The following is an 18,669-nucleotide window of genomic DNA, read 5'->3' as shown; positions in this document are numbered from 1 at the left end:
ATAATATGCCCGTAGAAAGTTTGTAGACCAGAGCTTGAGCTGTGGTTCCTTATTCTCCTTGGAGTCAATATGAAAATTGAAAAGAACGTAGTTGTAAGTCTTGCTTACCAAGTAAAACTAGAAGACGGTGTAGTTGTTGATCAGTCTACAACTGATGCGCCACTAGATTACCTACATGGTAACAACAACCTAATCACTGGTCTTGAGACTGCACTAGAAGGCAAGGAAGCGGGCGCTAAGTTCTCTGTTACTGTTTCTCCTGAAGAAGCATACGGTGAGCACAACGACGCGCTAGTTCAACGCGTTCCTGCTGACGTATTCCAAGGTGTTGAGCAAATCGAAGTAGGTATGCGCTTCCTAGCGGATACTGACCAAGGTCCAATCCCTGTTGAAGTAACAGAAGTCGATGGCGATGAAGTTGTAGTTGATGGTAACCACATGCTTGCTGGCCAAACTCTAACGTTTGACGTTGAAGTTGTAGCACTACGTGAAGCAACGGCAGAAGAGATCGAGCACGGTCACGTACACCAAGCTGGCGGTTGTGGTCACGACCACGATCACGAAGGTGGCTGTTGTGGTGGTGAAGGCCACGACCATGGTGAAGAGAAAAAAGACGGTTGCTGCGGTGGCGGTAGCTGCGGTTCTCACTAATATTCAACCTTGATTGAATATAACGTGAAAAGTTAACAAAGGCGCTTCCCTTAATCGGGAAGCGCCTTTTTGTTTGTCGATAGTGTTTAAACTGACTTCGATCTGGAGACTAATATGCCTCAACCTTTTTCTATGGCCATTCATGGTGGCGCAGGAACCATCCTGCGTGAGCAGATGAGCGATGAACTACAGGCTTCCATTTTGGCTGATTTGGAAGCATCAGTACGAGCTGGGCATAATGTATTAGCGAAATCTGGCGATGCACTGGATGCCGTTGTAGCCGCGGTGAAAGTGCTAGAAGACTCTCCGAATTTCAATGCTGGTAAAGGGTCTGTGCTGACCAATAAAGAGATGGTCGAAATGGATGCCTCTGTCATGCATGGTCTGGGGATGGATGCAGGTGCCATCGCTGGAGTGCGCCATATTAAAAACCCTGTCGAGCTAGCTCGAGATGTGATGACCAAAAGCAATCACGTACTCTTGATTGCTGACGGTGCTGAGGAGTTTGCTTTCGAACACGGCTACGAGTTTATTGAGCAAGATTACTTTTTTACCGATCGACGTTATGACCAGCTACAGTCAATGAAAGAAAAAGGTTTGTTTGCGCTGTCGGAATCTAAATACCCAGACGATAAAAAGTTTGGCACGGTTGGGGCAGTGGCTCTGGATCAGCATGGCAATCTAGCTGCAGCAACCAGTACGGGTGGCATCACCAATAAGAAATATGGCCGAGTTGGTGATTCTTCCATTATTGGCGCGGGTACTTTTGCTGAAAATGGCAATGTTGCAGTTTCGACTACCGGGATGGGGGAATTCTTCATTCGTAAAACCGTGGCTGGAGATGTGGCGGCGCGAATGCGTTACTTAAAAGAAGATGTGCATACTGCCAGTGAATCAGTTATCCAAGGAGAACTCAAAGAGATGGGCGGTGAAGGTGGACTTATTGCGATCGATCATAACGGTTATGTTCACTTTGCCATGAATAGTTCGGGAATGTACCGCGCTTGTATTGATGTTGACGGTGAACTCAGTGTAAAAATCTACGCGGACGAATAAGTGTATGAAAAATGCACGATATTTTTCGTTAGCTCAATGATTTAGCGCTTCTCGCTGCTTCTATGCTTAAAAAGTGACTGCAAGAAGTGTGATTCAGTGCTAGAATCCATTTTTAATTAGCAACAGAATTGGAAAGATGGGAAATAACGTAGTCGTTCTAGGCACCCAATGGGGTGACGAAGGTAAAGGTAAAATTGTTGACCTTTTAACTGAAGATGCAAAGTACGTGGTTCGCTACCAAGGCGGTCACAATGCAGGTCATACTCTTGTTATTGACGGTGAAAAAACCGTTCTTCACTTAATTCCATCAGGCATCCTTCGCGATAACGTAAAATGTGTTATCGGTAACGGTGTAGTACTATCGCCTGAAGCACTTCTTAAAGAAATGAAGCCTCTAGAAGAGCGCGGTATTCCAGTACGCGAACGTCTTTTCATTTCTGAAGCATGTCCTCTAATTCTTCCTTACCACGTTGCAATGGACCAGGCTCGTGAAATCGCTCGCGGTAAAAAAGCTATCGGTACAACAGGTCGTGGTATTGGTCCAGCATACGAAGATAAAGTTGCTCGTCGCGGTCTACGCGTTGGTGACCTATTCGATATGGAAGCATTTGCTGAGAAGCTAAAAGAAGTAATGGAGTTCCATAACTTCCAGCTAGAGCACTTCTACAAAGCAGAACCAGTAAGCTACGAAGAAGTACTTGAGCAAGCGAAAGGCTACGCTGAACTACTGACTTCTATGGTTATTGACGTAACTGACGAACTAGACGCAGCTCGTAAGCGCGGCGACAAGATCATGTTCGAAGGTGCTCAAGGTACGCTACTAGATATCGACCACGGTACTTACCCATACGTAACGTCTTCGAACACGACTGCTGGTGGTGTTGCTGCAGGTTCTGGTTTTGGTCCTCGTCACATCGGTTACATCCTTGGTATTACTAAGGCTTACTGTACTCGTGTAGGTTCAGGTCCATTCCCTACTGAGCTATACGATGGCCTAGACAAGCAAGATCCTGTAGGTAAACACCTTGGTGAAGTTGGCCACGAGTTCGGTGCAACAACTGGTCGTCTACGCCGTACTGGTTGGTTCGATGCTGTTGCTATGCGTCGCGCAATTCAAATCAACTCTATCTCTGGTTTCTGTCTAACTAAATTAGACGTACTAGATGGCCTAGAAGAGCTAAAAATCTGTACTGGTTACAAGATGAAAGATGGCTCTATCCTAGAAGTTTCTCCAATGGCTGCTGAGTCATTTGAAGAAGCAACGCCAATCTACGAAACACTACCAGGTTGGTCTGAAAATACATTTGGTGCTACGTCTATCGACGCGCTTCCACAAGCTGCACTAGATTACATCAAACGTATTGAAGATCTAACAGGTGTTCCAGTTGATATCGTATCTACAGGCCCTGACCGTAACGAAACAATCATCAAGGTTCACCCATTTGAATCTTAATTCTGATTGATTTCAGTGAATTAGAAAACCAGTGCTTCGGCACTGGTTTTTTTATGCCCAATTTTTCTTGATCTATCTTGTTCAAATGGCAACAATTTGCCTTGTGGCGGCAATTTTGATTAAAGAGTTAGCACCCCTTGCCGATATAACTATCAAGCTTGCCGTAAATGCGGCAAAGAGAACGTTGTCAGCGTGCAATCTAATGAGATGTGTACATGGCTTCGTCGATGATCGAAGTGAAGAGTGCAGAAAATGAAGCTAAGAAAATTAGCAGCTTCGATGGTATTGGCTTTGAGTGCCTCTGTGGTTCAGGCGAGTGATCAGCCTGATATTGGTGAACCAATACCTATATACACCGAAGCAGAACTAATAAAACTGATCAATAACAACCAACATCTTGAACGAGTGAAAGCAGACAATTGCCAGCTAGTGGAAGATATTGTCGCTCGCGCTACGCGAATCAGCTTACCATCTTATGAGTTTCTCTATGGTGATATGCTCGCTTGGGGCGTGTGTGTTGAGCAAGACGTAGAGCTCGGTCTTTACTATATGGAAAATGCAGCGCATCAAGGCTTACCAGCTGCGCTTGAGCAAATTGGTCGTTATTACTCTCGCGGTACGTTAGTGCAGCAAGACAAAGAACGAGCGATTCCATATTTACGTGAAGCGGCAGCAATGGGGAATCTAAACGCTCGTATTCATCTTGCAGAATTACTGCTGCGTGATTATGGCAGTCCGCTAGATTATGAAGACGCTTATCGTTGGCTATACAACTCAGTCACTGCGGATCAGCGAACTCACAAGCGAATCTCGATTCTGCGCCAAGGCCTAGAGCGTCGAATGCCAGAAAATATCATTGTTCGAGCGAAAAAGCGCGATACCTTCTGGTAACTAAAGCTTTACATATAAGCGACTTACTGCACTCAGTCGTTTATAGCGGAAACAAAAATGCCCAGCACTTGCTGGGCATTGTTATTCTAACGCTGCGATTACTGAACGACTTCGCCTGATTCAATCACTGTTTCACGAACTACTTTGGTAAATTCTAGCGCTTCATTTCGAATCGCGTCTTCATCAACTGTTAGCATTTCACGGTCTTTCATCAGTACTTTTCCATCGACGATAGAGTGGCGCACATTGCCAGAGTTAGCTGAATACACTAACGCTGAGTATGGGTTGTAAACGGGTACCATGTTCGGTGCTTTCGTATCGATAACGATAATATCGGCTAGTTTACCTACTTCCAGAGAACCAATTTTGTCTTCCATGTGCAGAGCTTTCGCTGCGCCCATTGTTGCCATATCAATGACTTTTAGTGGTGGCATTGCTGCGCGGTCTTTATTTACTAGTTTGTGAACCTTTGCTACTTGGTTGAATTCGTCAATCGTACTTAGCGTGTTGCCAGACATCGGGCCATCGGTACCTAAACCGATGCGGATATCCTGGTCGTACATTTTCAATGCTGGAGAAACCCCTTTCGCTGACTTGATGTTAGCGCTCATATTATGTGCCACCCCCATGTCTGACTGCTTCACCAATTCAATATCTTTGTCATCTACCAGAATCATGTGCGCGCCGACAAGGTTTTTGTTCAATGCGCCAATGCTATCCATATATTCCACCGGAGACATACCATTTGCTCGCTTGGCGATTTTCTCTTCTTCACGATGAGATTCGGCTAAGTGAATCATTACAGGAACATCAAGCTCAAGTGATAATTTTGCCACCTTCTGTAGGGTTTCTGTCGTGTTGGTGTATGGCGCATGAGGGGCAAAAGCAGGTGTGATGCGAGGGTGGTCTTTGTACTCTTCAATAAAGTTCCGAGCGTATTTGATACCTTCATCAGCATTGGCTGCGTCAGCAACAGGGAACTTAATCACTGTTTCGCCTAAGATGGCACGCATACCAATTTTATCGACGGTTTTTGCTACTTCATCTTCAAAGTAGTACATATCGGCATAAGTGGTTACACCGCCTTTCACCATTTCGACGTTACCTAGATTTGCACCGATACGAACCATATCGCGAGAAACCAGTTTGGCTTCTAATGGGAAAATATAGCGGTGTAGGCGGTCAGGGACGTCATCTGCAAGAGAGCGAAACACTGTCATTGAGACGTGCGTATGAGTATTGATTAAACCTGGCATGACAATATCGCCATCCACGTCTAAAGTTTGCTTAGCCTTGAACTGCTCTGCTAGTGAAGCGTCGCCAACCGCAATAATCTTGTTATCTTTTACAACTACGGTACCGTTTTGGTAAACGGTTTTATCTTGGTTCATGGTTAGAACCATCGCGTCGGTGATCATTAAGTCGGCTTTTTCTGCGCCTATGGTTGGGAGAGAAAAAAGACCTAGGCCGGCAATCGCAGTAGCAAGCAGTGTGCGTTTGATACTCATAGCAATACTCTTAGTAAAAGGAACAGTAAAATTTTCCTGAATAATACGCTTCTCTTTACTGGTTGCAATCGTTTGCTTTATTAGTTGCAATGAAGTGTGATCTTTATCGTATGCTGTTAAGTGTTGTGAAAAGTGATGCTAAGTTATGAAAAAGGCATTGAAAAAGTGGGATTTTAATCTTACTAAACTGTAGCTTATACCGTGACTCGGATATACTAGATTTAATTACCTTCCTTCTTAATTAGGCGTGCCTATGTCAGACAATATCCCTAATGACCCTTTTGCAGCTCGCGAATCGGAAAACTATGAAAACCCGATCCCTAGCCGAGAGTTCATTTTAGAATTTTTGCAGCAAGCTGGGGTTCCTATGAACCGCAATGACCTATTCGAAGCGTTGAAGCTAAGTGGAGAAGATCACTATGAAGGATTGCGCCGTCGACTAAGAGCAATGGAACGCGATGGCCAACTGGTTTTTACGCGTCGCCAATGTTACGCATTGCCAGAAAAGCTTGAAATGATTAAAGGGTACGTGATTGGTCACAAAGACGGTCATGGCTGGGTTCGTCCTGAAGGAAGCGTTGGTAAAGATAATGATATCGTCTTACCACACCACCAAATGAAAAATATCATTCATGGCGATTTTGTTTTGGTTCAGCCAACTGACAACTCTAAACGTGGCCGCAAGGAAGGGCGCCTGGTTCGCGTATTAGAAGAGCGTCAATCACACATCGTGGGTCGATTCTTTATGGAATATGGCTATTCGTATGTGGTTGCAGATGATTCACGCATCGCACACGACATCTTGATTCCAAATGATCTGCGTGCGGGTGCGCGTATGGGCAACGTGGTTGTTATTGAGATCACTGACCGAGGCTCTCGTTCACGCGGTATGATGGGCAAAGTGATTGAAGTACTAGGCGAAAACATGGCGCCGGGTATGGAAACACAAATTGCTATTCGTACTCACCAAATTCCACATGAGTGGCCTGAAGCGGTAGATAAACAAATCGCTAATTTAGGTGAAGAAGTACCTGAAGAAGCAAAGGAAGGTCGTGTTGACCTGCGTGATCTGCCTTTGGTGACGATTGATGGTGAAGATGCTCGTGACTTTGATGATGCGGTTTTCTGTCAAGCTAAGAAGAGTGGTGGTTGGCGCTTATGGGTAGCTATCGCGGATGTGAGCTACTATGTAAGACCTGATACAGCGTTAGACAAAGAAGCGATTAATCGTGGTAACTCGGTTTACTTCCCATCGCAAGTTGTCCCAATGCTGCCAGAAGTGCTATCAAACGGCTTGTGTTCATTGAACCCACAAGTAGATCGCCTATGTATGGTATGTGAAATGACTATCTCAGAGTCGGGCAAGCTATCGGGCTACAAGCACTATGAAGCGGTCATGAATTCCCACGCTCGTCTTACTTATAACAAGGTGCATGACATTCTTGAAGGTGATGAAGAGTTGCGCTCTCGTTATGAGCCAATTGTCCCGCATCTTGAAGAGCTACATAAGATGTATAAAGTGCTTAAGCGTGCCCGTGACAACCGAGGCGCGATTGAGTTTGAGACGGTAGAAACTAAATTCATCTTCAATGCTGAGCGTAAAATTGACAGCATTGAACCAGTGATTCGCAACGATGCACATAAGTTAATAGAAGAGTGCATGATTCTAGCCAATATCGCATCAGCATCTTTGGTTGAAAAAGCCAAAGAAGCCGCGCTATATCGTATTCACGAATCTCCTGGAGAACTTCGATTGCAGGGCTTCCGTGATTTCCTTGGTGAGCTAGGCCTACACCTAAATGGTGGTCTTGAGCCGTCTCCAACGGATTACGCAGATTTGGTTAAGCTGATTGCAGAGCGCCAAGACAAAGAGTTGATCCAAACTATGCTGCTTCGCTCAATGAAGCAGGCAGTATACAACGCAGATAACTGTGGCCACTTTGGCTTGGCATTGAAACGCTACGCGCACTTTACCTCACCAATTCGTCGTTACCCAGATTTGCTGCTTCACCGTGCAATAAAGTACCTGATTGCGAAAGAGAACGGTACGCTTAAAGATCGTTGGACACCAACCGGTGGCTATCATTATTCCTTTGATGATATGGATTTCTACGGTGAGCAATGTTCGATGACTGAGCGCCGTGCAGATGATGCGACTCGCGAAGTATCTGATTGGCTCAAATGTGAGTATATGCAAGACCATGTCGGCGAAGAATTGGATGGTGTGATTGCCAACGTAACAGGCTTCGGCTTCTTTGTTCGTTTAACTGAACTTCACATTGATGGTTTAGTCCATATTTCAGCGCTTGCGAACGATTACTACCAATTTGATCCTATTGGTCAAAGACTTATCGGTGAGAGTTTTGGGGCGATTTATCGTTTGGGGGATGCGGTTAAAGTTAAAGTGCTGGCAGTGAATTTAGATGATCGCCAAATTGACTTTGAATTAGTTGAGACAAGTCGTAAGCTACGCGGCAAAGGTAAGACTGCGAAGAAGCGTGCCGCTGAAGCGCAGAAAAAAGCCAAAGCGAAAAAGAACGCTGCTGCAACTGGTCGTCGTTCTGTAGACAGAGCGAAACCTATGGTTGAGCCAACGAAAAGACCTGATGGAAGTAAAGAAGAGTCAGGCAAATCTAAAGCGGGCAAAGCGGAAAAAGCCCGCAAGAAAAAGCCACGTAGCGGCGCAAAGCCAAAAGCGAAAAAACCTCGTGGCAAAAAACAGTAAGCGGATAGATTAATGAGTAACGAATTTCTTTATGGTATTCACGCAGTAAAAGCAGTATTAGAGCGTGAACCTGAACGTTTCATTGAAGCGTTTGTCTTAAAAGGTCGTCAAGACGATCGCTTAATGCCGATTCTGAATGAATTACAGGTATGCGGTGTGTCGATTCAGCAAATGACACGTAAGACCTTAGATGAAAAAGCACGTGGTGCGAATCACCAAGGAATCATGGCGCGTGTTAAGCCAGCTAAACAACTGAACGAAAATGACCTAGATGACATCATTGCCAATAATGAAGCACCCTTGTTGTTAGTGCTTGATGGTGTAACAGACCCACACAATCTTGGTGCGTGTCTTCGTAATGCGGATGCTGCTGGTGCTGTGGCGGTGATTGTACCTAAAGATCGCTCAGCGCCAATGACGGCAACCGTTAGCAAAGTCGCTTGTGGCGCGGCAGAGACGGTGCCTTTAGTTCGTGTCACTAACTTAGCTCGTACTATGCGTACATTGCAAGAGCAGGGTGTTTGGTTTGTCGGCACTGCAGGTGAAGCGACTCATGATATCTACCAAGCGAGATTAACAGGCCCACTTGCCATCGTAATGGGTGCAGAAGGTGACGGTATGCGTCGTCTTACTCGTGAAACCTGCGACGACTTGATCAAAATCCCTATGGCGGGTTCGGTATCGAGTTTGAACGTCTCGGTTGCATCGGGAATCTGTTTGTTTGAAGCGGTGCGTCAACGCTTAGCGTAATTGTTCGTTTGGTTAACTCGTAATAAAGCGCAGGCTGTTGAATCGGTCTGCGCTTTTTTGTTGCTTAGTAGTCTAGATATTGGGTTTATGGACTATTCGCTATTTTCTCCCGTTTATTTTTCATCCAGGTATTGCATGTAAAACTGTGATCTGTATAATGCGTCGCACTGGTTAAGCCAGTTGTGAACCAATGAGTAAAGAGGAGCTGAATTATCTTTTTGATTTTTCAGGTAATGTAAACTCAGCTTATGTTCGCGGTTAATACAATTAGCTATCTTTTCTTCGGAAAAACTATCCCCAGACGTGACTCTGGTATGTAGGGATAGTTAATCGAAAATTAACTGACAATGCGTCCTAATCTTGGATGCTACGGTTTCACATAAATCAATCGGCATTCTCTCGTCTTGACGAGTTTGAGTGGCGATATTGTTTGTGTAATTTTTAATATTGGAGCTCTGTCTCATGCAGAACCAACGTATCCGTATCCGCCTAAAAGCATTCGATTACAAACTAATCGACGCTTCTACAGCGGAAATCGTTGAAACAGCTAAGCGCACTGGCGCACAGGTTCGTGGTCCAATCCCACTACCTACTCGTAAAGAGCGTTTCACAGTTCTTATCTCTCCACACGTTAACAAGAAAGCACGTGACCAGTACGAAATCCGTACTCACAAGCGTCTAATCGACATCGTTGAGCCAACAGACAAAACTGTTGATGCTCTAATGCGTCTAGACCTTGCTGCGGGCGTTGACGTTCAAATTAGCCTAGGTTAAGGGAGATTAGAAGAATGATTGGTCTAATCGGTCGTAAAGTGGGCATGACCCGCGTATTTACTGAAGAAGGCGTTTCTATCCCAGTAACTGTTGTTGAGGTTGAAGCTAACCGTGTTTCTCAAGTTAAAACACTTGATACAGACGGCTACGCAGCAATCCAGGTTACTACTGGTGCTAAGAAAGCTAACCGCGTTACTAAGCCAGAAGCTGGTCACTTTGCTAAAGCAGGTGTAGAAGCTGGTCGCGGTCTTTGGGAATTCCGTTTGGAAAACGGTGAAGAGTTCGAAGTTGGCGCTGAGCTAACAGTTGAACTATTCAACGAAACTAAGAAAGTAGACGTTACTGGTACATCTAAAGGTAAGGGCTTCCAAGGCGCTGTTAAGCGTTGGAACTTCCGTACTCAAGATATGACTCACGGTAACTCATTGTCTCACCGTGCTCCTGGTTCAATTGGCCAATGTCAAACTCCAGGTCGCGTATTTAAAGGCAAGAAAATGGCAGGTCACATGGGTGCTGAGCGTGTAACGACTCAAAACCTAGAGATCGTACGTGTTGACGCTGAGCGCAATCTGCTTCTTATTAAAGGTGCAGTACCAGGCTCAACAGGTGGCAACGTGATCGTTAAACCAGCTGTTAAAGCATAACGTCTCAGGAGTAAGTAATGGAACTAATGGTTAAAGGTGCTGATGCACTAACTGTTTCCGAAACTACTTTCGGACGTGAGTTTAACGAAGCTCTTGTACACCAAGTAGTTGTAGCTTTCGCTGCAGGTGCTCGTCAAGGTACTCGTGCTCAGAAAACACGTTCAGAAGTTTCTGGCGGTGGCGCTAAGCCATGGCGTCAAAAAGGTACTGGCCGTGCGCGCGCTGGTACAATCCGTAGCCCAATCTGGCGTACAGGTGGTGTTACTTTTGCTGCGAAACCACAAGATCACAGCCAAAAAGTAAACAAAAAAATGTACCGTGGTGCTATGAAGAGCATTCTTTCTGAGCTAGTTCGTCAAGAGCGTCTAATCGTTGTTGATAACTTCTCAGTAGAAGCACCAAAAACTAAAGAGCTTGTAGCTAAGCTTAAAGAGCTTGAGCTAACAGACGCGCTTATCGTGACTAGCGAAGTAGATGAAAATCTATTCCTAGCAGCTCGTAACCTATACAAAGTTGACGCTCGTGACGTAGCTGGTATTGACCCAGTTTCTCTAATCGCGTTCGACAAAGTTGTAATGACTGCTGACGCAGTTAAGCAAGTTGAGGAGATGCTAGCATGATCACTGAAGAGCGTATCCTAAAAGTTCTACGTGCTCCGCACATCTCTGAAAAAGCAACTATGGCAGCTGAGAAAGCGAACACTATCGTTTTCAAAGTAGCTAAAGATGCAACTAAGAAAGAGATCAAAGCAGCTGTAGAAAAGCTATTTGAAGTTGAAGTTAAGTCTGTAAATACTCTTATCACTAAGGGTAAGACCAAACGTCAAGGTCTACGCCAAGGTCGCCGCAGCGACGTTAAGAAAGCGTACGTTACTTTGAAAGAAGGTCAAGATCTTGACTTCGTTGGCGGCGCGGAATAACAGGAGTAGTTAAGAATGGCTATTGTTAAATGTAAGCCGACTTCCCCTGGTCGTCGTCACGTTGTTAAAGTTGTTAACGCTGACCTACACAAGGGTAAGCCATACGCACCACTTCTAGAGAAAAACTCTAAGAACGGTGGTCGTAACAACAACGGTCGTATCACAGTACGTCACATCGGCGGTGGTCACAAGCACCACTACCGTGTAATTGACTTTAAACGTACTAAAGATGGCATCCCAGCGAAAGTTGAGCGTCTTGAATACGATCCAAACCGTAGCGCTAACATCGCTCTAGTTCTGTACGCAGACGGTGAGCGTCGTTACATCCTAGCACCTAAAGGTGTTAACGCAGGTGATGCGATCCAGTCTGGTGTTGATGCACCAATCAAAGCTGGTAACACTCTACCAATGCGTAACATCCCAGTTGGTTCAACTGTACACAACGTTGAACTAAAACCTGGTAAAGGTGGTCAGCTAGCTCGTTCGGCTGGTGCATATGCTCAAATCGTTGCTCGCGACGGTGCATACGTAACTATCCGTCTACGTTCTGGCGAAATGCGCAAAGTACTTTCTGAAGGTCGTGCAACGATCGGTGAAGTTGGTAACTCTGAGCACATGCTACGTGAACTTGGTAAAGCTGGTGCTTCACGCTGGCGCGGCGTACGTCCAACCGTACGTGGTGTAGTAATGAACCCGGTAGATCACCCACACGGTGGTGGTGAAGGTCGCACATCTGGCGGTCGTCACCCAGTATCACCTTGGGGTCAGCCTACTAAAGGCTTCAAGACTCGTAAGAACAAACGCACTGACAAGTACATCGTACGTCGTCGTAACAAGTAATCTATATTAAAGAGGAATCGCCATGCCACGTTCTCTCAAGAAAGGTCCTTTTATTGACCTACACTTGCTGAAGAAGGTAGAGAAAGCGGTGGAAAGCGGAGACAAGAAGCCTATTAAGACTTGGTCCCGTCGTTCAATGATCATCCCTACGATGATCGGTTTGACCATCGCTGTCCATAATGGTCGTCAGCACGTACCAGTATTTGTAACTGAAGAAATGATCGGTCACAAACTGGGTGAATTCGCACCAACACGTACTTACCGCGGCCATGTCGTGGATAAGAAAGCTAAGAAGCGTTAAGGAGTAGATGATGGAAGCACTAGCTAAACATAACTTTGCTCGCATTTCGCCTCAGAAAGCTCGCTTAGTTGCGGATCAAATTCGTGGAAAATCTGTTGACCAGGCTCTAGAAATTCTTACATTCAGCAACAAGAAAGCTGCTGATTTGATCAAGAAAGTTCTTGAGTCAGCTATCGCTAACGCGGAGCACAACGAAGGCGCAGATATTGACGATCTAAATGTCGCAAAAATCTTCGTAGATGAAGGCCCGATCATGAAGCGTATTATGCCTCGTGCTAAAGGTCGTGCGGATCGTATCTTGAAGCGTTCAAGCCACATCACTGTTGTTGTAGCAGATCGCTAAGAGACTAGGAGAGTAAGCAATGGGTCAAAAAGTACATCCTAATGGTATTCGTCTAGGCATCGTTAAGCCTTGGAATGCTACATGGTTTGCTAACACCAAAGATTTCGCTGACAACCTAGACGGCGACTTCAAGGTACGTCAGTTCCTTACAAGTGAACTGAAAAAAGCATCACTTTCACGCATCGTTATCGAGCGTCCTGCTAAGAGCATCCGTGTGACTATTCACACTGCTCGTCCAGGCGTAGTAATCGGTAAGAAAGGTGAAGACGTAGAGAAACTACGTGCAGCTGTAGCGAAAATCGCAGGTGTACCAGCGCAAATTAACATCGCTGAAGTACGTAAACCTGAGCTTGATGCACAGCTTGTTGGTGACAGCATCGCGTCTCAACTAGAGCGTCGTGTTATGTTCCGTCGTGCTATGAAGCGCGCGGTACAAAACGCTATGCGTCTAGGCGCTAAAGGCATCAAAGTAGAAGTAAGCGGTCGTCTAGGCGGCGCTGAAATTGCACGTTCTGAGTGGTACCGTGAAGGCCGTGTGCCTCTACACACTCTACGTGCTGACATTGATTACGCAACTTCTTCGGCTCACACTCAATACGGTGTGATCGGCATTAAGACTTGGATCTTCAAAGGTGAGATCCTAGGCGGTATGCCAGCAGCTAACGCTGTAGAGCCTAAAGGCGACAAGCCTAAGAAGCAGCGCAAAGGCCGTAAGTAAGGAGTCGACAGATGCTACAACCTAAACGTACTAAGTTCCGTAAGGTTCAGACAGGTCGTAACCGTGGTCTAGCTAAAGGTACTGATGTAAGCTTCGGCGAATTCGGTCTTAAAGCTACTGGCCGTGGTCGTCTAACTGCTCGTCAAATCGAAGCGGCACGTCGTGCAATGACACGTCACGTTAAGCGTCAAGGTAAAATCTGGATCCGTGTGTTCCCAGACAAACCAATCACAGAAAAACCACTTGAAGTTCGTCAGGGTAAGGGTAAAGGTAACGTTGAGTACTGGGTAGCCCAAATCCAACCTGGTAAGGTTATGTACGAAATGGGTGGTGTACCTGAAGAATTGGCACGTGAAGCGTTCCGCCTAGCGGCTCGTAAACTGCCATTCAAAACTACATTTGTAACTAAGCAGGTGATGTGATGAAAGCACAAGATCTACGCGAGAAAAGCGTTGAAGAGCTTAACGCTGAGCTATTGAATTTGCTACGCGAACAGTTCAACTTGCGCATGCAAGCTGCAACTGGTCAGCTACAGCAAACTCATACTCTGAAAGCTGTACGCCGTGATATCGCACGTGTGAAAACTGTTTTGACTGAGAAGGCAGGCGCATAATGAGCGAAGTAAAACGTACTCAACAAGGTCGTGTAGTTAGCGACAAGATGGACAAGTCTATCGTAGTTGCTATCGAGCGCATGGTTAAACACCCAATTTACGGTAAATACGTAAAGCGCACGACTAAAGTACACGCACACGACGAGAGCAACACTTGTGGCCTAGGCGACAAAGTTGAAATCGCTGAGTGTCGTCCACTGTCTAAGACTAAGTCTTGGACTTTGGTAAAAGTTCTAGAAAAAGCTAAGGGTTAATCCTAGCTAATTCTATGAAAACAAACGGCTCCAAAAATATTTTTGGAGCCGTTTATTTTTTGACTACCCAATTGAAAAAAAGGGTGGTACAATTCGCGTCCCTTTTAAAGAGGCAGCCCGACCCGTGAGGGTCTAGTTTTTTTTATATTTAGCGGAGCACTAACATGATCCAAATGCAAAGTATGCTGGACGCAGCTGATAACTCAGGCGCTCGCAGCGTAATGTGTATTAAGGTTCTGGGTGGCTCTCACCGCCGTTATGCACATATCGGTGACGTCATCAAAGTTACTGTTAAGGAAGCAATTCCTCGCGGTAAAGTTAAGAAAGGTGACGTTCTGAAGGCGGTGGTAGTTCGCACCCGTAAAGGCGTACGTCGTCCAGACGGTTCTGTCATTCGCTTCGACCGTAATGCTTGCGTACTGTTAAATGACAATACTGAGCAACCAATCGGTACACGTATCTTTGGTCCTGTGACTCGCGAACTTCGTGGCGATAAGTTCATGAAGATCGTTTCACTGGCTCCAGAAGTTCTGTAAGGAGCACGTAGATGGCAGCTAAAATCCGTCGTAATGACGAAGTAATCGTTCTTGCTGGTAAAGATAAAGGCAAGAAAGGTAAAGTAACTAAGGTTCTAGCAACCGGTAAAGTTATCGTTGAAGGTATCAACCTTGTTAAGAAGCACCAGAAGCCAGTTCCGGCTCTTGGTCAACAAGGTGGCATCGTTGAACAAGAAGCAGCAATTGATGCTTCTAACGTTGCAATCTTTAACGCGGCTACTGGTAAAGCAGACCGTATCGGTTTCCGTTTCGAAGATGGCAAGAAAGTTCGTTTCTTCAAATCTAACAACGAAACTGTTTCTAACTAATAGAAAGTAATTTGGAGTTCTACTATGGCGAAACTGCATGATTACTACAAGTCGTCTGTAGTCGCTGAACTGACCAAAGAGTTCAGCTACACAAGCGTCATGCAAGTCCCTAGAATCGAGAAAATCACCCTAAACATGGGTGTTGGTGAAGCAATCAACGACAAGAAACTGCTAGAGAACGCAGCTTCTGATATGGCAACGATCTCTGGTCAGAAGCCACTTATCACGAAAGCTCGTAAATCTGTTGCAGGTTTCAAAATCCGTGAAGGCTACCCTATCGGTTGTAAAGTAACCTTGCGTGGCGAACGTATGTGGGATTTTCTTGAGCGTTTGATTAACATCGCTCTTCCACGAGTACGTGATTTCCGTGGTGTTAGCGCTAAGTCTTTTGACGGACGCGGTAACTACAGCATGGGCGTTCGCGAGCAAATCATCTTCCCGGAAATCGACTTTGATAAAGTTGATCGAGTACGCGGTCTAGACATCACTATCACGACGTCTGCTGCTACTGATGAGGAAGGCCGAGCTCTGCTGGCTGCCTTTAACTTCCCATTCCGTAAGTAAGGTGAAGGGTTACTGTTATGGCTAAAAATTCAATGAAAGCGCGCGAAGCAAAGCGTGCGAAGCTTGTAGCTAAGTTCGCTGAAAAGCGTGCTGCGCTAAAAGCTATCATTAGCGATGTAAACGCATCTGAAGAAGATCGTTGGAATGCGGTTCTTACACTGCAATCTCTTCCACGTGATTCAAGTGCATCACGTCAGCGCAACCGTTGCAACCAAACTGGTCGTCCACACGGTTACCTACGTAAGTTCGGTCTAAGCCGTATTAAGGTTCGTGAAGCTTGCATGAAAGGCGAGATTCCGGGTCTTCGTAAGGCTAGCTGGTAATTTGCCACTTAATCATTTGGAGTAAATCATATGAGCATGCAAGATCCGATTTCGGATATGCTGACCCGTGTTCGTAACGGTCAGGCAGCAAATAAAGTTGCTGTTAAAATGCCTTCTTCAAAGCTTAAAGTTGCAATCGCTGCACTACTAAAAGCTGAAGGTTACATCGTTGATTTCGCTGTTGAAGGCGAAGTTAAACCTGAGCTAGAAGTTACGCTTAAGTACTTCCAAGCTAAACCAGTTATCGAGCAACTTAAACGTGTTTCTCGTCCAGGCCTACGTGTTTACAAGAAGAAAGATGAACTTCCTTCTGTAATGGGTGGTCTTGGTGTTGCTATTGTTTCAACTTCCAAGGGTCTTATGTCAGACCGCGCTGCACGTAAAGCAGGTCTTGGTGGTGAAATCATCTGTTACGTAGCTTAATAGGAGTAGACTATGTCTCGTGTTGCTAAAGCACCTGTCGCTATTCCAGCTGGCGTAGAGGTGAAACTAAACGGCCAAGAAATCACTGTAAAAGGTGCTAAAGGCGAACTATCACGCGTTCTTAACGATGCGGTAGTTATCGCTCAGGAAGAAAACAATCTTACTTTCGGTCCACGCGAAGGTGTTGTTAACGCTTGGGCACAAGCAGGTACTGCTCGTGCACTAGTAAACAACATGGTTGTTGGCGTTACTGAAGGCTTTACTAAGAAGCTAACCCTTAAGGGTGTTGGTTACCGTGCTGCTATCAAAGGCAACGCTGTAGGTCTAACTCTTGGCTTCTCTCACCCAGTTGAGCATGAACTGCCAGCGGGTATTAAAGCTGAGTGTCCAAGCCAAACTGAAATCGTGATCACTGGTTGTGACAAACAACTTGTTGGTCAGGTTGCGGCTGACATTCGTTCTTACCGTGAGCCTGAGCCTTATAAAGGTAAAGGTGTTCGTTACGCAGATGAAAATGTGCGTACCAAAGAAGCTAAGAAGAAGTAAGGTAACACTATGGATAAGAAAGCATCTCGCATCCGTCGTGCTACACGCGCACGTCGTAAGATTGCAGAACTTGGTGCAACTCGCCTGGTAGTACACCGTACTCCTCGCCATGTTTACGCACAAGTTATCGCGGCAAACGGCTCTGAGGTTATCGCAGCTGCTTCTACTGTAGAAAAAGCGATCCGTGAGCAAGTGAAATACACTGGTAACATCGATGCAGCTAAAGCAGTTGGTAAAGCTGTTGCTGAGCGCGCTCTTGAAAAAGGCGTAGCTTCAGTTGCATTTGATCGTTCTGGTTTCCAATACCACGGTCGAGTAGCGGCGCTAGCAGAATCTGCTCGCGAAGCTGGTCTGAAATTCTAAGGTAGGGTTGGACGATGGCTAAAGAACAACAACAAGCTAGTGATTTGCAAGAAAAGCTAATCGCAGTTAACCGTGTATCTAAGACGGTTAAAGGCGGTCGAATCATGAGCTTCACTGCACTAACAGTAGTTGGTGACGGTAACGGTCGTGTAGGTTTCGGTTACGGCAAAGCTCGTGAAGTACCTGCAGCGATTCAAAAAGCAATGGAAAAAGCACGTCGTAACATGGTTACGATCGCGCTTAACGAAGGCACTCTTCACCACCCGGTGAAAGGTCGCCACTCGGGCTCTAAAGTTTACATGCAGCCTGCTGCTGAAGGTACTGGTGTTATCGCAGGTGGTGCGATGCGTGCAGTTCTTGAAGTTGCTGGCGTACACAACGTACTTTCTAAGGCATACGGTTCTACGAACCCTATCAACATCGTTCGTGCAACGATCGATGGCCTAAGCGGTATGAAGTCGCCAGAAATGGTTGCTGCTAAACGTGGTCTAACTGTTGAATCTATTTCGGAGTAAGCACACGATGGCAACTATTAAAGTAACTCAAACTAAAAGCTCAATTGGTCGTCTACCTAAGCACAAAGCGTGTCTTAAAGGTCTAGGCCTTCGTAAAATCAACCACACAGTAGAACTTGAAGATACTCCGTGCGTACGCGGTATGATCAACAAGGTTTACTACATGGTTAAAGTTGAGGAGTAATCAGAATGCGTTTGAATACTCTATCACCAGCAGCTGGTGCTAAAACTACCGCTAAGCGTGTAGGTCGTGGTATCGGTTCTGGCCTAGGTAAAACTGGTGGCCGCGGTCACAAAGGTCAAAAGTCACGTTCTGGCGGTTCAGTTCGTCCAGGTTTTGAAGGCGGTCAGATGCCTCTAAAACAACGTCTACCAAAATTCGGTTTCACTTCTCGTAAGAGCCTAGTGTCTGCTGAAGTTCGTCTAGCTGAGCTAGCGAAAGTAACTGGTGACGTAGTAGATCTAAACAGCCTTAAAGCTGCTAACGTTATCACTAAGAACATCGAATTCGTAAAAGTTGTTCTATCTGGTGAAATTAACAAAGCAGTGACTGTTAAAGGTCTACGTGTGACTAAAGGCGCTAAAGCTGCAATCGAAGCTGCAGGCGGCAAAATCGAGGAATAATCTCGA

At 45.7% G+C, this 18,669-nt stretch carries 28 protein-coding genes; 27 read left to right on the top strand and 1 reads right to left on the bottom strand.

Going from position 1 to position 18,669, the window contains the following annotated elements:
- The first annotated feature begins 69 nt into the window (after positions 1-69).
- From slyD to motX, 4 genes are all read left to right on the top strand, one after another.
- Positions 70-651, top strand: a complete 582-nt coding sequence (slyD, locus tag GVO60_RS19385) for a peptidylprolyl isomerase (protein ID WP_038139279.1) — start codon at positions 70-72, stop codon at positions 649-651.
- Between the two features lie 114 nt (positions 652-765).
- Complete coding sequence (locus tag GVO60_RS19380) at positions 766-1,707, top strand: isoaspartyl peptidase/L-asparaginase family protein (protein ID WP_159657012.1); 942 nt, start codon at positions 766-768, stop codon at positions 1,705-1,707.
- 136 nt (positions 1,708-1,843) lie between these two features.
- Positions 1,844-3,160 (top strand): adenylosuccinate synthase, encoded by a 1,317-nt coding sequence (locus GVO60_RS19375; protein WP_159657010.1) that lies wholly within the window; start codon positions 1,844-1,846, stop codon positions 3,158-3,160.
- Between the two features lie 252 nt (positions 3,161-3,412).
- Positions 3,413-4,051 carry a flagellar protein MotX gene (gene motX / locus GVO60_RS19370; protein WP_159657008.1) on the top strand — a complete coding sequence of 213 codons (639 nt, stop codon included), beginning with the start codon at positions 3,413-3,415 and terminating at the stop codon, positions 4,049-4,051.
- A 98-nt stretch (positions 4,052-4,149) separates the two neighbouring features.
- On the opposite strand, the gene GVO60_RS19365 is transcribed toward motX, so the two are convergent.
- Positions 4,150-5,559 carry an amidohydrolase gene (locus tag GVO60_RS19365; protein WP_159657006.1) on the bottom strand — a complete coding sequence of 470 codons (1,410 nt, stop codon included), beginning with the start codon at positions 5,557-5,559 and terminating at the stop codon, positions 4,150-4,152.
- Positions 5,560-5,812: 253 nt separating this feature from the next.
- Here GVO60_RS19365 and rnr point away from each other — a divergent pair, with 253 nt between their 5' ends.
- The 23 genes from rnr (at position 5,813) to rplO (ending at position 18,663) form a co-directional block, all read left to right on the top strand.
- On the top strand, positions 5,813-8,284 hold the full coding sequence (rnr, locus tag GVO60_RS19360; RefSeq protein ID WP_159657004.1) for a ribonuclease R: 2,472 nt from the start codon (positions 5,813-5,815) through the stop codon (positions 8,282-8,284).
- A 12-nt stretch (positions 8,285-8,296) separates the two neighbouring features.
- Positions 8,297-9,034, top strand: coding sequence for a 23S rRNA (guanosine(2251)-2'-O)-methyltransferase RlmB (rlmB, locus tag GVO60_RS19355; RefSeq protein ID WP_159657002.1), 738 nt, complete (start codon positions 8,297-8,299; stop codon positions 9,032-9,034).
- A gap of 462 nt (positions 9,035-9,496) precedes the next feature.
- On the top strand, positions 9,497-9,808 hold the full coding sequence (gene rpsJ, locus GVO60_RS19350; RefSeq protein WP_004410492.1) for a 30S ribosomal protein S10: 312 nt from the start codon (positions 9,497-9,499) through the stop codon (positions 9,806-9,808).
- A gap of 14 nt (positions 9,809-9,822) precedes the next feature.
- Positions 9,823-10,452, top strand: coding sequence for a 50S ribosomal protein L3 (gene rplC, locus GVO60_RS19345; RefSeq protein WP_159657000.1), 630 nt, complete (start codon positions 9,823-9,825; stop codon positions 10,450-10,452).
- Between the two features lie 17 nt (positions 10,453-10,469).
- A complete protein-coding gene (rplD, locus tag GVO60_RS19340) occupies positions 10,470-11,072 on the top strand; it encodes a 50S ribosomal protein L4 (RefSeq protein ID WP_006878388.1) in 603 nt (200 codons plus the stop codon).
- Entirely contained in the window at positions 11,069-11,371 is a 303-nt protein-coding gene (rplW, locus tag GVO60_RS19335; RefSeq protein WP_004398471.1) for a 50S ribosomal protein L23, read from the top strand. The genes rplD and rplW overlap by 4 nt, the downstream gene beginning before the upstream one ends.
- Positions 11,372-11,386: 15 nt before the next feature.
- Positions 11,387-12,211 carry a 50S ribosomal protein L2 gene (rplB, locus tag GVO60_RS19330; protein WP_069667839.1) on the top strand — a complete coding sequence of 275 codons (825 nt, stop codon included), beginning with the start codon at positions 11,387-11,389 and terminating at the stop codon, positions 12,209-12,211.
- 22 nt (positions 12,212-12,233) lie between these two features.
- Entirely contained in the window at positions 12,234-12,512 is a 279-nt protein-coding gene (gene rpsS, locus GVO60_RS19325; protein ID WP_004745876.1) for a 30S ribosomal protein S19, read from the top strand.
- Between the two features lie 10 nt (positions 12,513-12,522).
- Positions 12,523-12,855, top strand: a complete 333-nt coding sequence (gene rplV / locus GVO60_RS19320; RefSeq protein WP_004745877.1) for a 50S ribosomal protein L22 — start codon at positions 12,523-12,525, stop codon at positions 12,853-12,855.
- Positions 12,856-12,874: 19 nt separating this feature from the next.
- Entirely contained in the window at positions 12,875-13,573 is a 699-nt protein-coding gene (gene rpsC, locus GVO60_RS19315) for a 30S ribosomal protein S3 (RefSeq protein WP_005383161.1), read from the top strand.
- Between the two features lie 11 nt (positions 13,574-13,584).
- Positions 13,585-13,995 (top strand): 50S ribosomal protein L16, encoded by a 411-nt coding sequence (gene rplP, locus GVO60_RS19310; protein WP_004410459.1) that lies wholly within the window; start codon positions 13,585-13,587, stop codon positions 13,993-13,995.
- Positions 13,995-14,186 carry a 50S ribosomal protein L29 gene (gene rpmC / locus GVO60_RS19305; RefSeq protein WP_004410456.1) on the top strand — a complete coding sequence of 64 codons (192 nt, stop codon included), beginning with the start codon at positions 13,995-13,997 and terminating at the stop codon, positions 14,184-14,186. Before rplP ends, rpmC begins: the two co-directional genes overlap by 1 nt.
- Positions 14,186-14,440 (top strand): 30S ribosomal protein S17, encoded by a 255-nt coding sequence (gene rpsQ, locus GVO60_RS19300; RefSeq protein ID WP_159656998.1) that lies wholly within the window; start codon positions 14,186-14,188, stop codon positions 14,438-14,440. Before rpmC ends, rpsQ begins: the two co-directional genes overlap by 1 nt.
- A gap of 164 nt (positions 14,441-14,604) precedes the next feature.
- Positions 14,605-14,976, top strand: a complete 372-nt coding sequence (gene rplN / locus GVO60_RS19295) for a 50S ribosomal protein L14 (protein ID WP_004410450.1) — start codon at positions 14,605-14,607, stop codon at positions 14,974-14,976.
- Between the two features lie 11 nt (positions 14,977-14,987).
- Complete coding sequence (rplX, locus tag GVO60_RS19290; protein WP_159656996.1) at positions 14,988-15,305, top strand: 50S ribosomal protein L24; 318 nt, start codon at positions 14,988-14,990, stop codon at positions 15,303-15,305.
- Positions 15,306-15,329: 24 nt separating this feature from the next.
- A complete protein-coding gene (gene rplE, locus GVO60_RS19285) occupies positions 15,330-15,869 on the top strand; it encodes a 50S ribosomal protein L5 (protein WP_159656994.1) in 540 nt (179 codons plus the stop codon).
- A gap of 17 nt (positions 15,870-15,886) precedes the next feature.
- Positions 15,887-16,192, top strand: a complete 306-nt coding sequence (gene rpsN, locus GVO60_RS19280) for a 30S ribosomal protein S14 (protein WP_004410442.1) — start codon at positions 15,887-15,889, stop codon at positions 16,190-16,192.
- Positions 16,193-16,222: 30 nt separating this feature from the next.
- Positions 16,223-16,615 (top strand): 30S ribosomal protein S8, encoded by a 393-nt coding sequence (gene rpsH, locus GVO60_RS19275; protein ID WP_159656992.1) that lies wholly within the window; start codon positions 16,223-16,225, stop codon positions 16,613-16,615.
- A gap of 12 nt (positions 16,616-16,627) precedes the next feature.
- Positions 16,628-17,161, top strand: a complete 534-nt coding sequence (gene rplF / locus GVO60_RS19270; RefSeq protein ID WP_159656990.1) for a 50S ribosomal protein L6 — start codon at positions 16,628-16,630, stop codon at positions 17,159-17,161.
- A gap of 9 nt (positions 17,162-17,170) precedes the next feature.
- The gene (rplR, locus tag GVO60_RS19265; RefSeq protein WP_159656988.1) at positions 17,171-17,524 is read left to right on the top strand and encodes a 50S ribosomal protein L18; all 354 of its coding nucleotides are present in this window, start codon (positions 17,171-17,173) and stop codon (positions 17,522-17,524) included.
- 14 nt (positions 17,525-17,538) lie between these two features.
- The gene (gene rpsE / locus GVO60_RS19260) at positions 17,539-18,039 is read left to right on the top strand and encodes a 30S ribosomal protein S5 (protein ID WP_159656986.1); all 501 of its coding nucleotides are present in this window, start codon (positions 17,539-17,541) and stop codon (positions 18,037-18,039) included.
- Positions 18,040-18,046: 7 nt separating this feature from the next.
- On the top strand, positions 18,047-18,223 hold the full coding sequence (gene rpmD, locus GVO60_RS19255; protein ID WP_004410429.1) for a 50S ribosomal protein L30: 177 nt from the start codon (positions 18,047-18,049) through the stop codon (positions 18,221-18,223).
- Between the two features lie 5 nt (positions 18,224-18,228).
- Positions 18,229-18,663 (top strand): 50S ribosomal protein L15, encoded by a 435-nt coding sequence (gene rplO, locus GVO60_RS19250; protein WP_004410426.1) that lies wholly within the window; start codon positions 18,229-18,231, stop codon positions 18,661-18,663.
- The last annotated feature ends 6 nt before the right edge of the window (positions 18,664-18,669 follow it).

Source organism: Vibrio atypicus (assembly GCF_009811315.1).
Classification (GTDB): domain Bacteria; phylum Pseudomonadota; class Gammaproteobacteria; order Enterobacterales; family Vibrionaceae; genus Vibrio; species Vibrio atypicus.
This window is presented reverse-complemented; position numbering and strand designations above follow the sequence as displayed.

Excerpts from the sequence above, each read along its gene's own strand:
- rplN (WP_004410450.1), top strand. The coding sequence starts at position 14,605 with ATGATCCAAATGCAAAGTATGCTGGACGCAGCTGATAACTCAGGCGCT.
- rpsN (WP_004410442.1), top strand. The coding sequence starts at position 15,887 with ATGGCTAAAAATTCAATGAAAGCGCGCGAAGCAAAGCGTGCGAAGCTT.
- GVO60_RS19380 (WP_159657012.1), top strand. The coding sequence starts at position 766 with ATGCCTCAACCTTTTTCTATGGCCATTCATGGTGGCGCAGGAACCATC.
- rplD (WP_006878388.1), top strand. The coding sequence starts at position 10,470 with ATGGAACTAATGGTTAAAGGTGCTGATGCACTAACTGTTTCCGAAACT.
- motX (WP_159657008.1), top strand. The coding sequence starts at position 3,413 with ATGAAGCTAAGAAAATTAGCAGCTTCGATGGTATTGGCTTTGAGTGCC.
- rpsS (WP_004745876.1), top strand. The coding sequence starts at position 12,234 with ATGCCACGTTCTCTCAAGAAAGGTCCTTTTATTGACCTACACTTGCTG.
- rplC (WP_159657000.1), top strand. The coding sequence starts at position 9,823 with ATGATTGGTCTAATCGGTCGTAAAGTGGGCATGACCCGCGTATTTACT.
- rpsJ (WP_004410492.1), top strand. The coding sequence starts at position 9,497 with ATGCAGAACCAACGTATCCGTATCCGCCTAAAAGCATTCGATTACAAA.
- rpsH (WP_159656992.1), top strand. The coding sequence starts at position 16,223 with ATGAGCATGCAAGATCCGATTTCGGATATGCTGACCCGTGTTCGTAAC.
- rplO (WP_004410426.1), top strand. The coding sequence starts at position 18,229 with ATGCGTTTGAATACTCTATCACCAGCAGCTGGTGCTAAAACTACCGCT.
- rplX (WP_159656996.1), top strand. The coding sequence starts at position 14,988 with ATGGCAGCTAAAATCCGTCGTAATGACGAAGTAATCGTTCTTGCTGGT.
- rplP (WP_004410459.1), top strand. The coding sequence starts at position 13,585 with ATGCTACAACCTAAACGTACTAAGTTCCGTAAGGTTCAGACAGGTCGT.
- rpsE (WP_159656986.1), top strand. The coding sequence starts at position 17,539 with ATGGCTAAAGAACAACAACAAGCTAGTGATTTGCAAGAAAAGCTAATC.
- rplE (WP_159656994.1), top strand. The coding sequence starts at position 15,330 with ATGGCGAAACTGCATGATTACTACAAGTCGTCTGTAGTCGCTGAACTG.
- GVO60_RS19365 (WP_159657006.1), bottom strand. The coding sequence starts at position 5,559 with ATGAGTATCAAACGCACACTGCTTGCTACTGCGATTGCCGGCCTAGGT.
- slyD (WP_038139279.1), top strand. The coding sequence starts at position 70 with ATGAAAATTGAAAAGAACGTAGTTGTAAGTCTTGCTTACCAAGTAAAA.
- rplR (WP_159656988.1), top strand. The coding sequence starts at position 17,171 with ATGGATAAGAAAGCATCTCGCATCCGTCGTGCTACACGCGCACGTCGT.
- rplF (WP_159656990.1), top strand. The coding sequence starts at position 16,628 with ATGTCTCGTGTTGCTAAAGCACCTGTCGCTATTCCAGCTGGCGTAGAG.
- rplW (WP_004398471.1), top strand. The coding sequence starts at position 11,069 with ATGATCACTGAAGAGCGTATCCTAAAAGTTCTACGTGCTCCGCACATC.
- rpmC (WP_004410456.1), top strand. The coding sequence starts at position 13,995 with ATGAAAGCACAAGATCTACGCGAGAAAAGCGTTGAAGAGCTTAACGCT.
- rplV (WP_004745877.1), top strand. The coding sequence starts at position 12,523 with ATGGAAGCACTAGCTAAACATAACTTTGCTCGCATTTCGCCTCAGAAA.
- rpsC (WP_005383161.1), top strand. The coding sequence starts at position 12,875 with ATGGGTCAAAAAGTACATCCTAATGGTATTCGTCTAGGCATCGTTAAG.
- rlmB (WP_159657002.1), top strand. The coding sequence starts at position 8,297 with ATGAGTAACGAATTTCTTTATGGTATTCACGCAGTAAAAGCAGTATTA.
- GVO60_RS19375 (WP_159657010.1), top strand. The coding sequence starts at position 1,844 with ATGGGAAATAACGTAGTCGTTCTAGGCACCCAATGGGGTGACGAAGGT.
- rpsQ (WP_159656998.1), top strand. The coding sequence starts at position 14,186 with ATGAGCGAAGTAAAACGTACTCAACAAGGTCGTGTAGTTAGCGACAAG.
- rpmD (WP_004410429.1), top strand. The coding sequence starts at position 18,047 with ATGGCAACTATTAAAGTAACTCAAACTAAAAGCTCAATTGGTCGTCTA.
- rplB (WP_069667839.1), top strand. The coding sequence starts at position 11,387 with ATGGCTATTGTTAAATGTAAGCCGACTTCCCCTGGTCGTCGTCACGTT.
- rnr (WP_159657004.1), top strand. The coding sequence starts at position 5,813 with ATGTCAGACAATATCCCTAATGACCCTTTTGCAGCTCGCGAATCGGAA.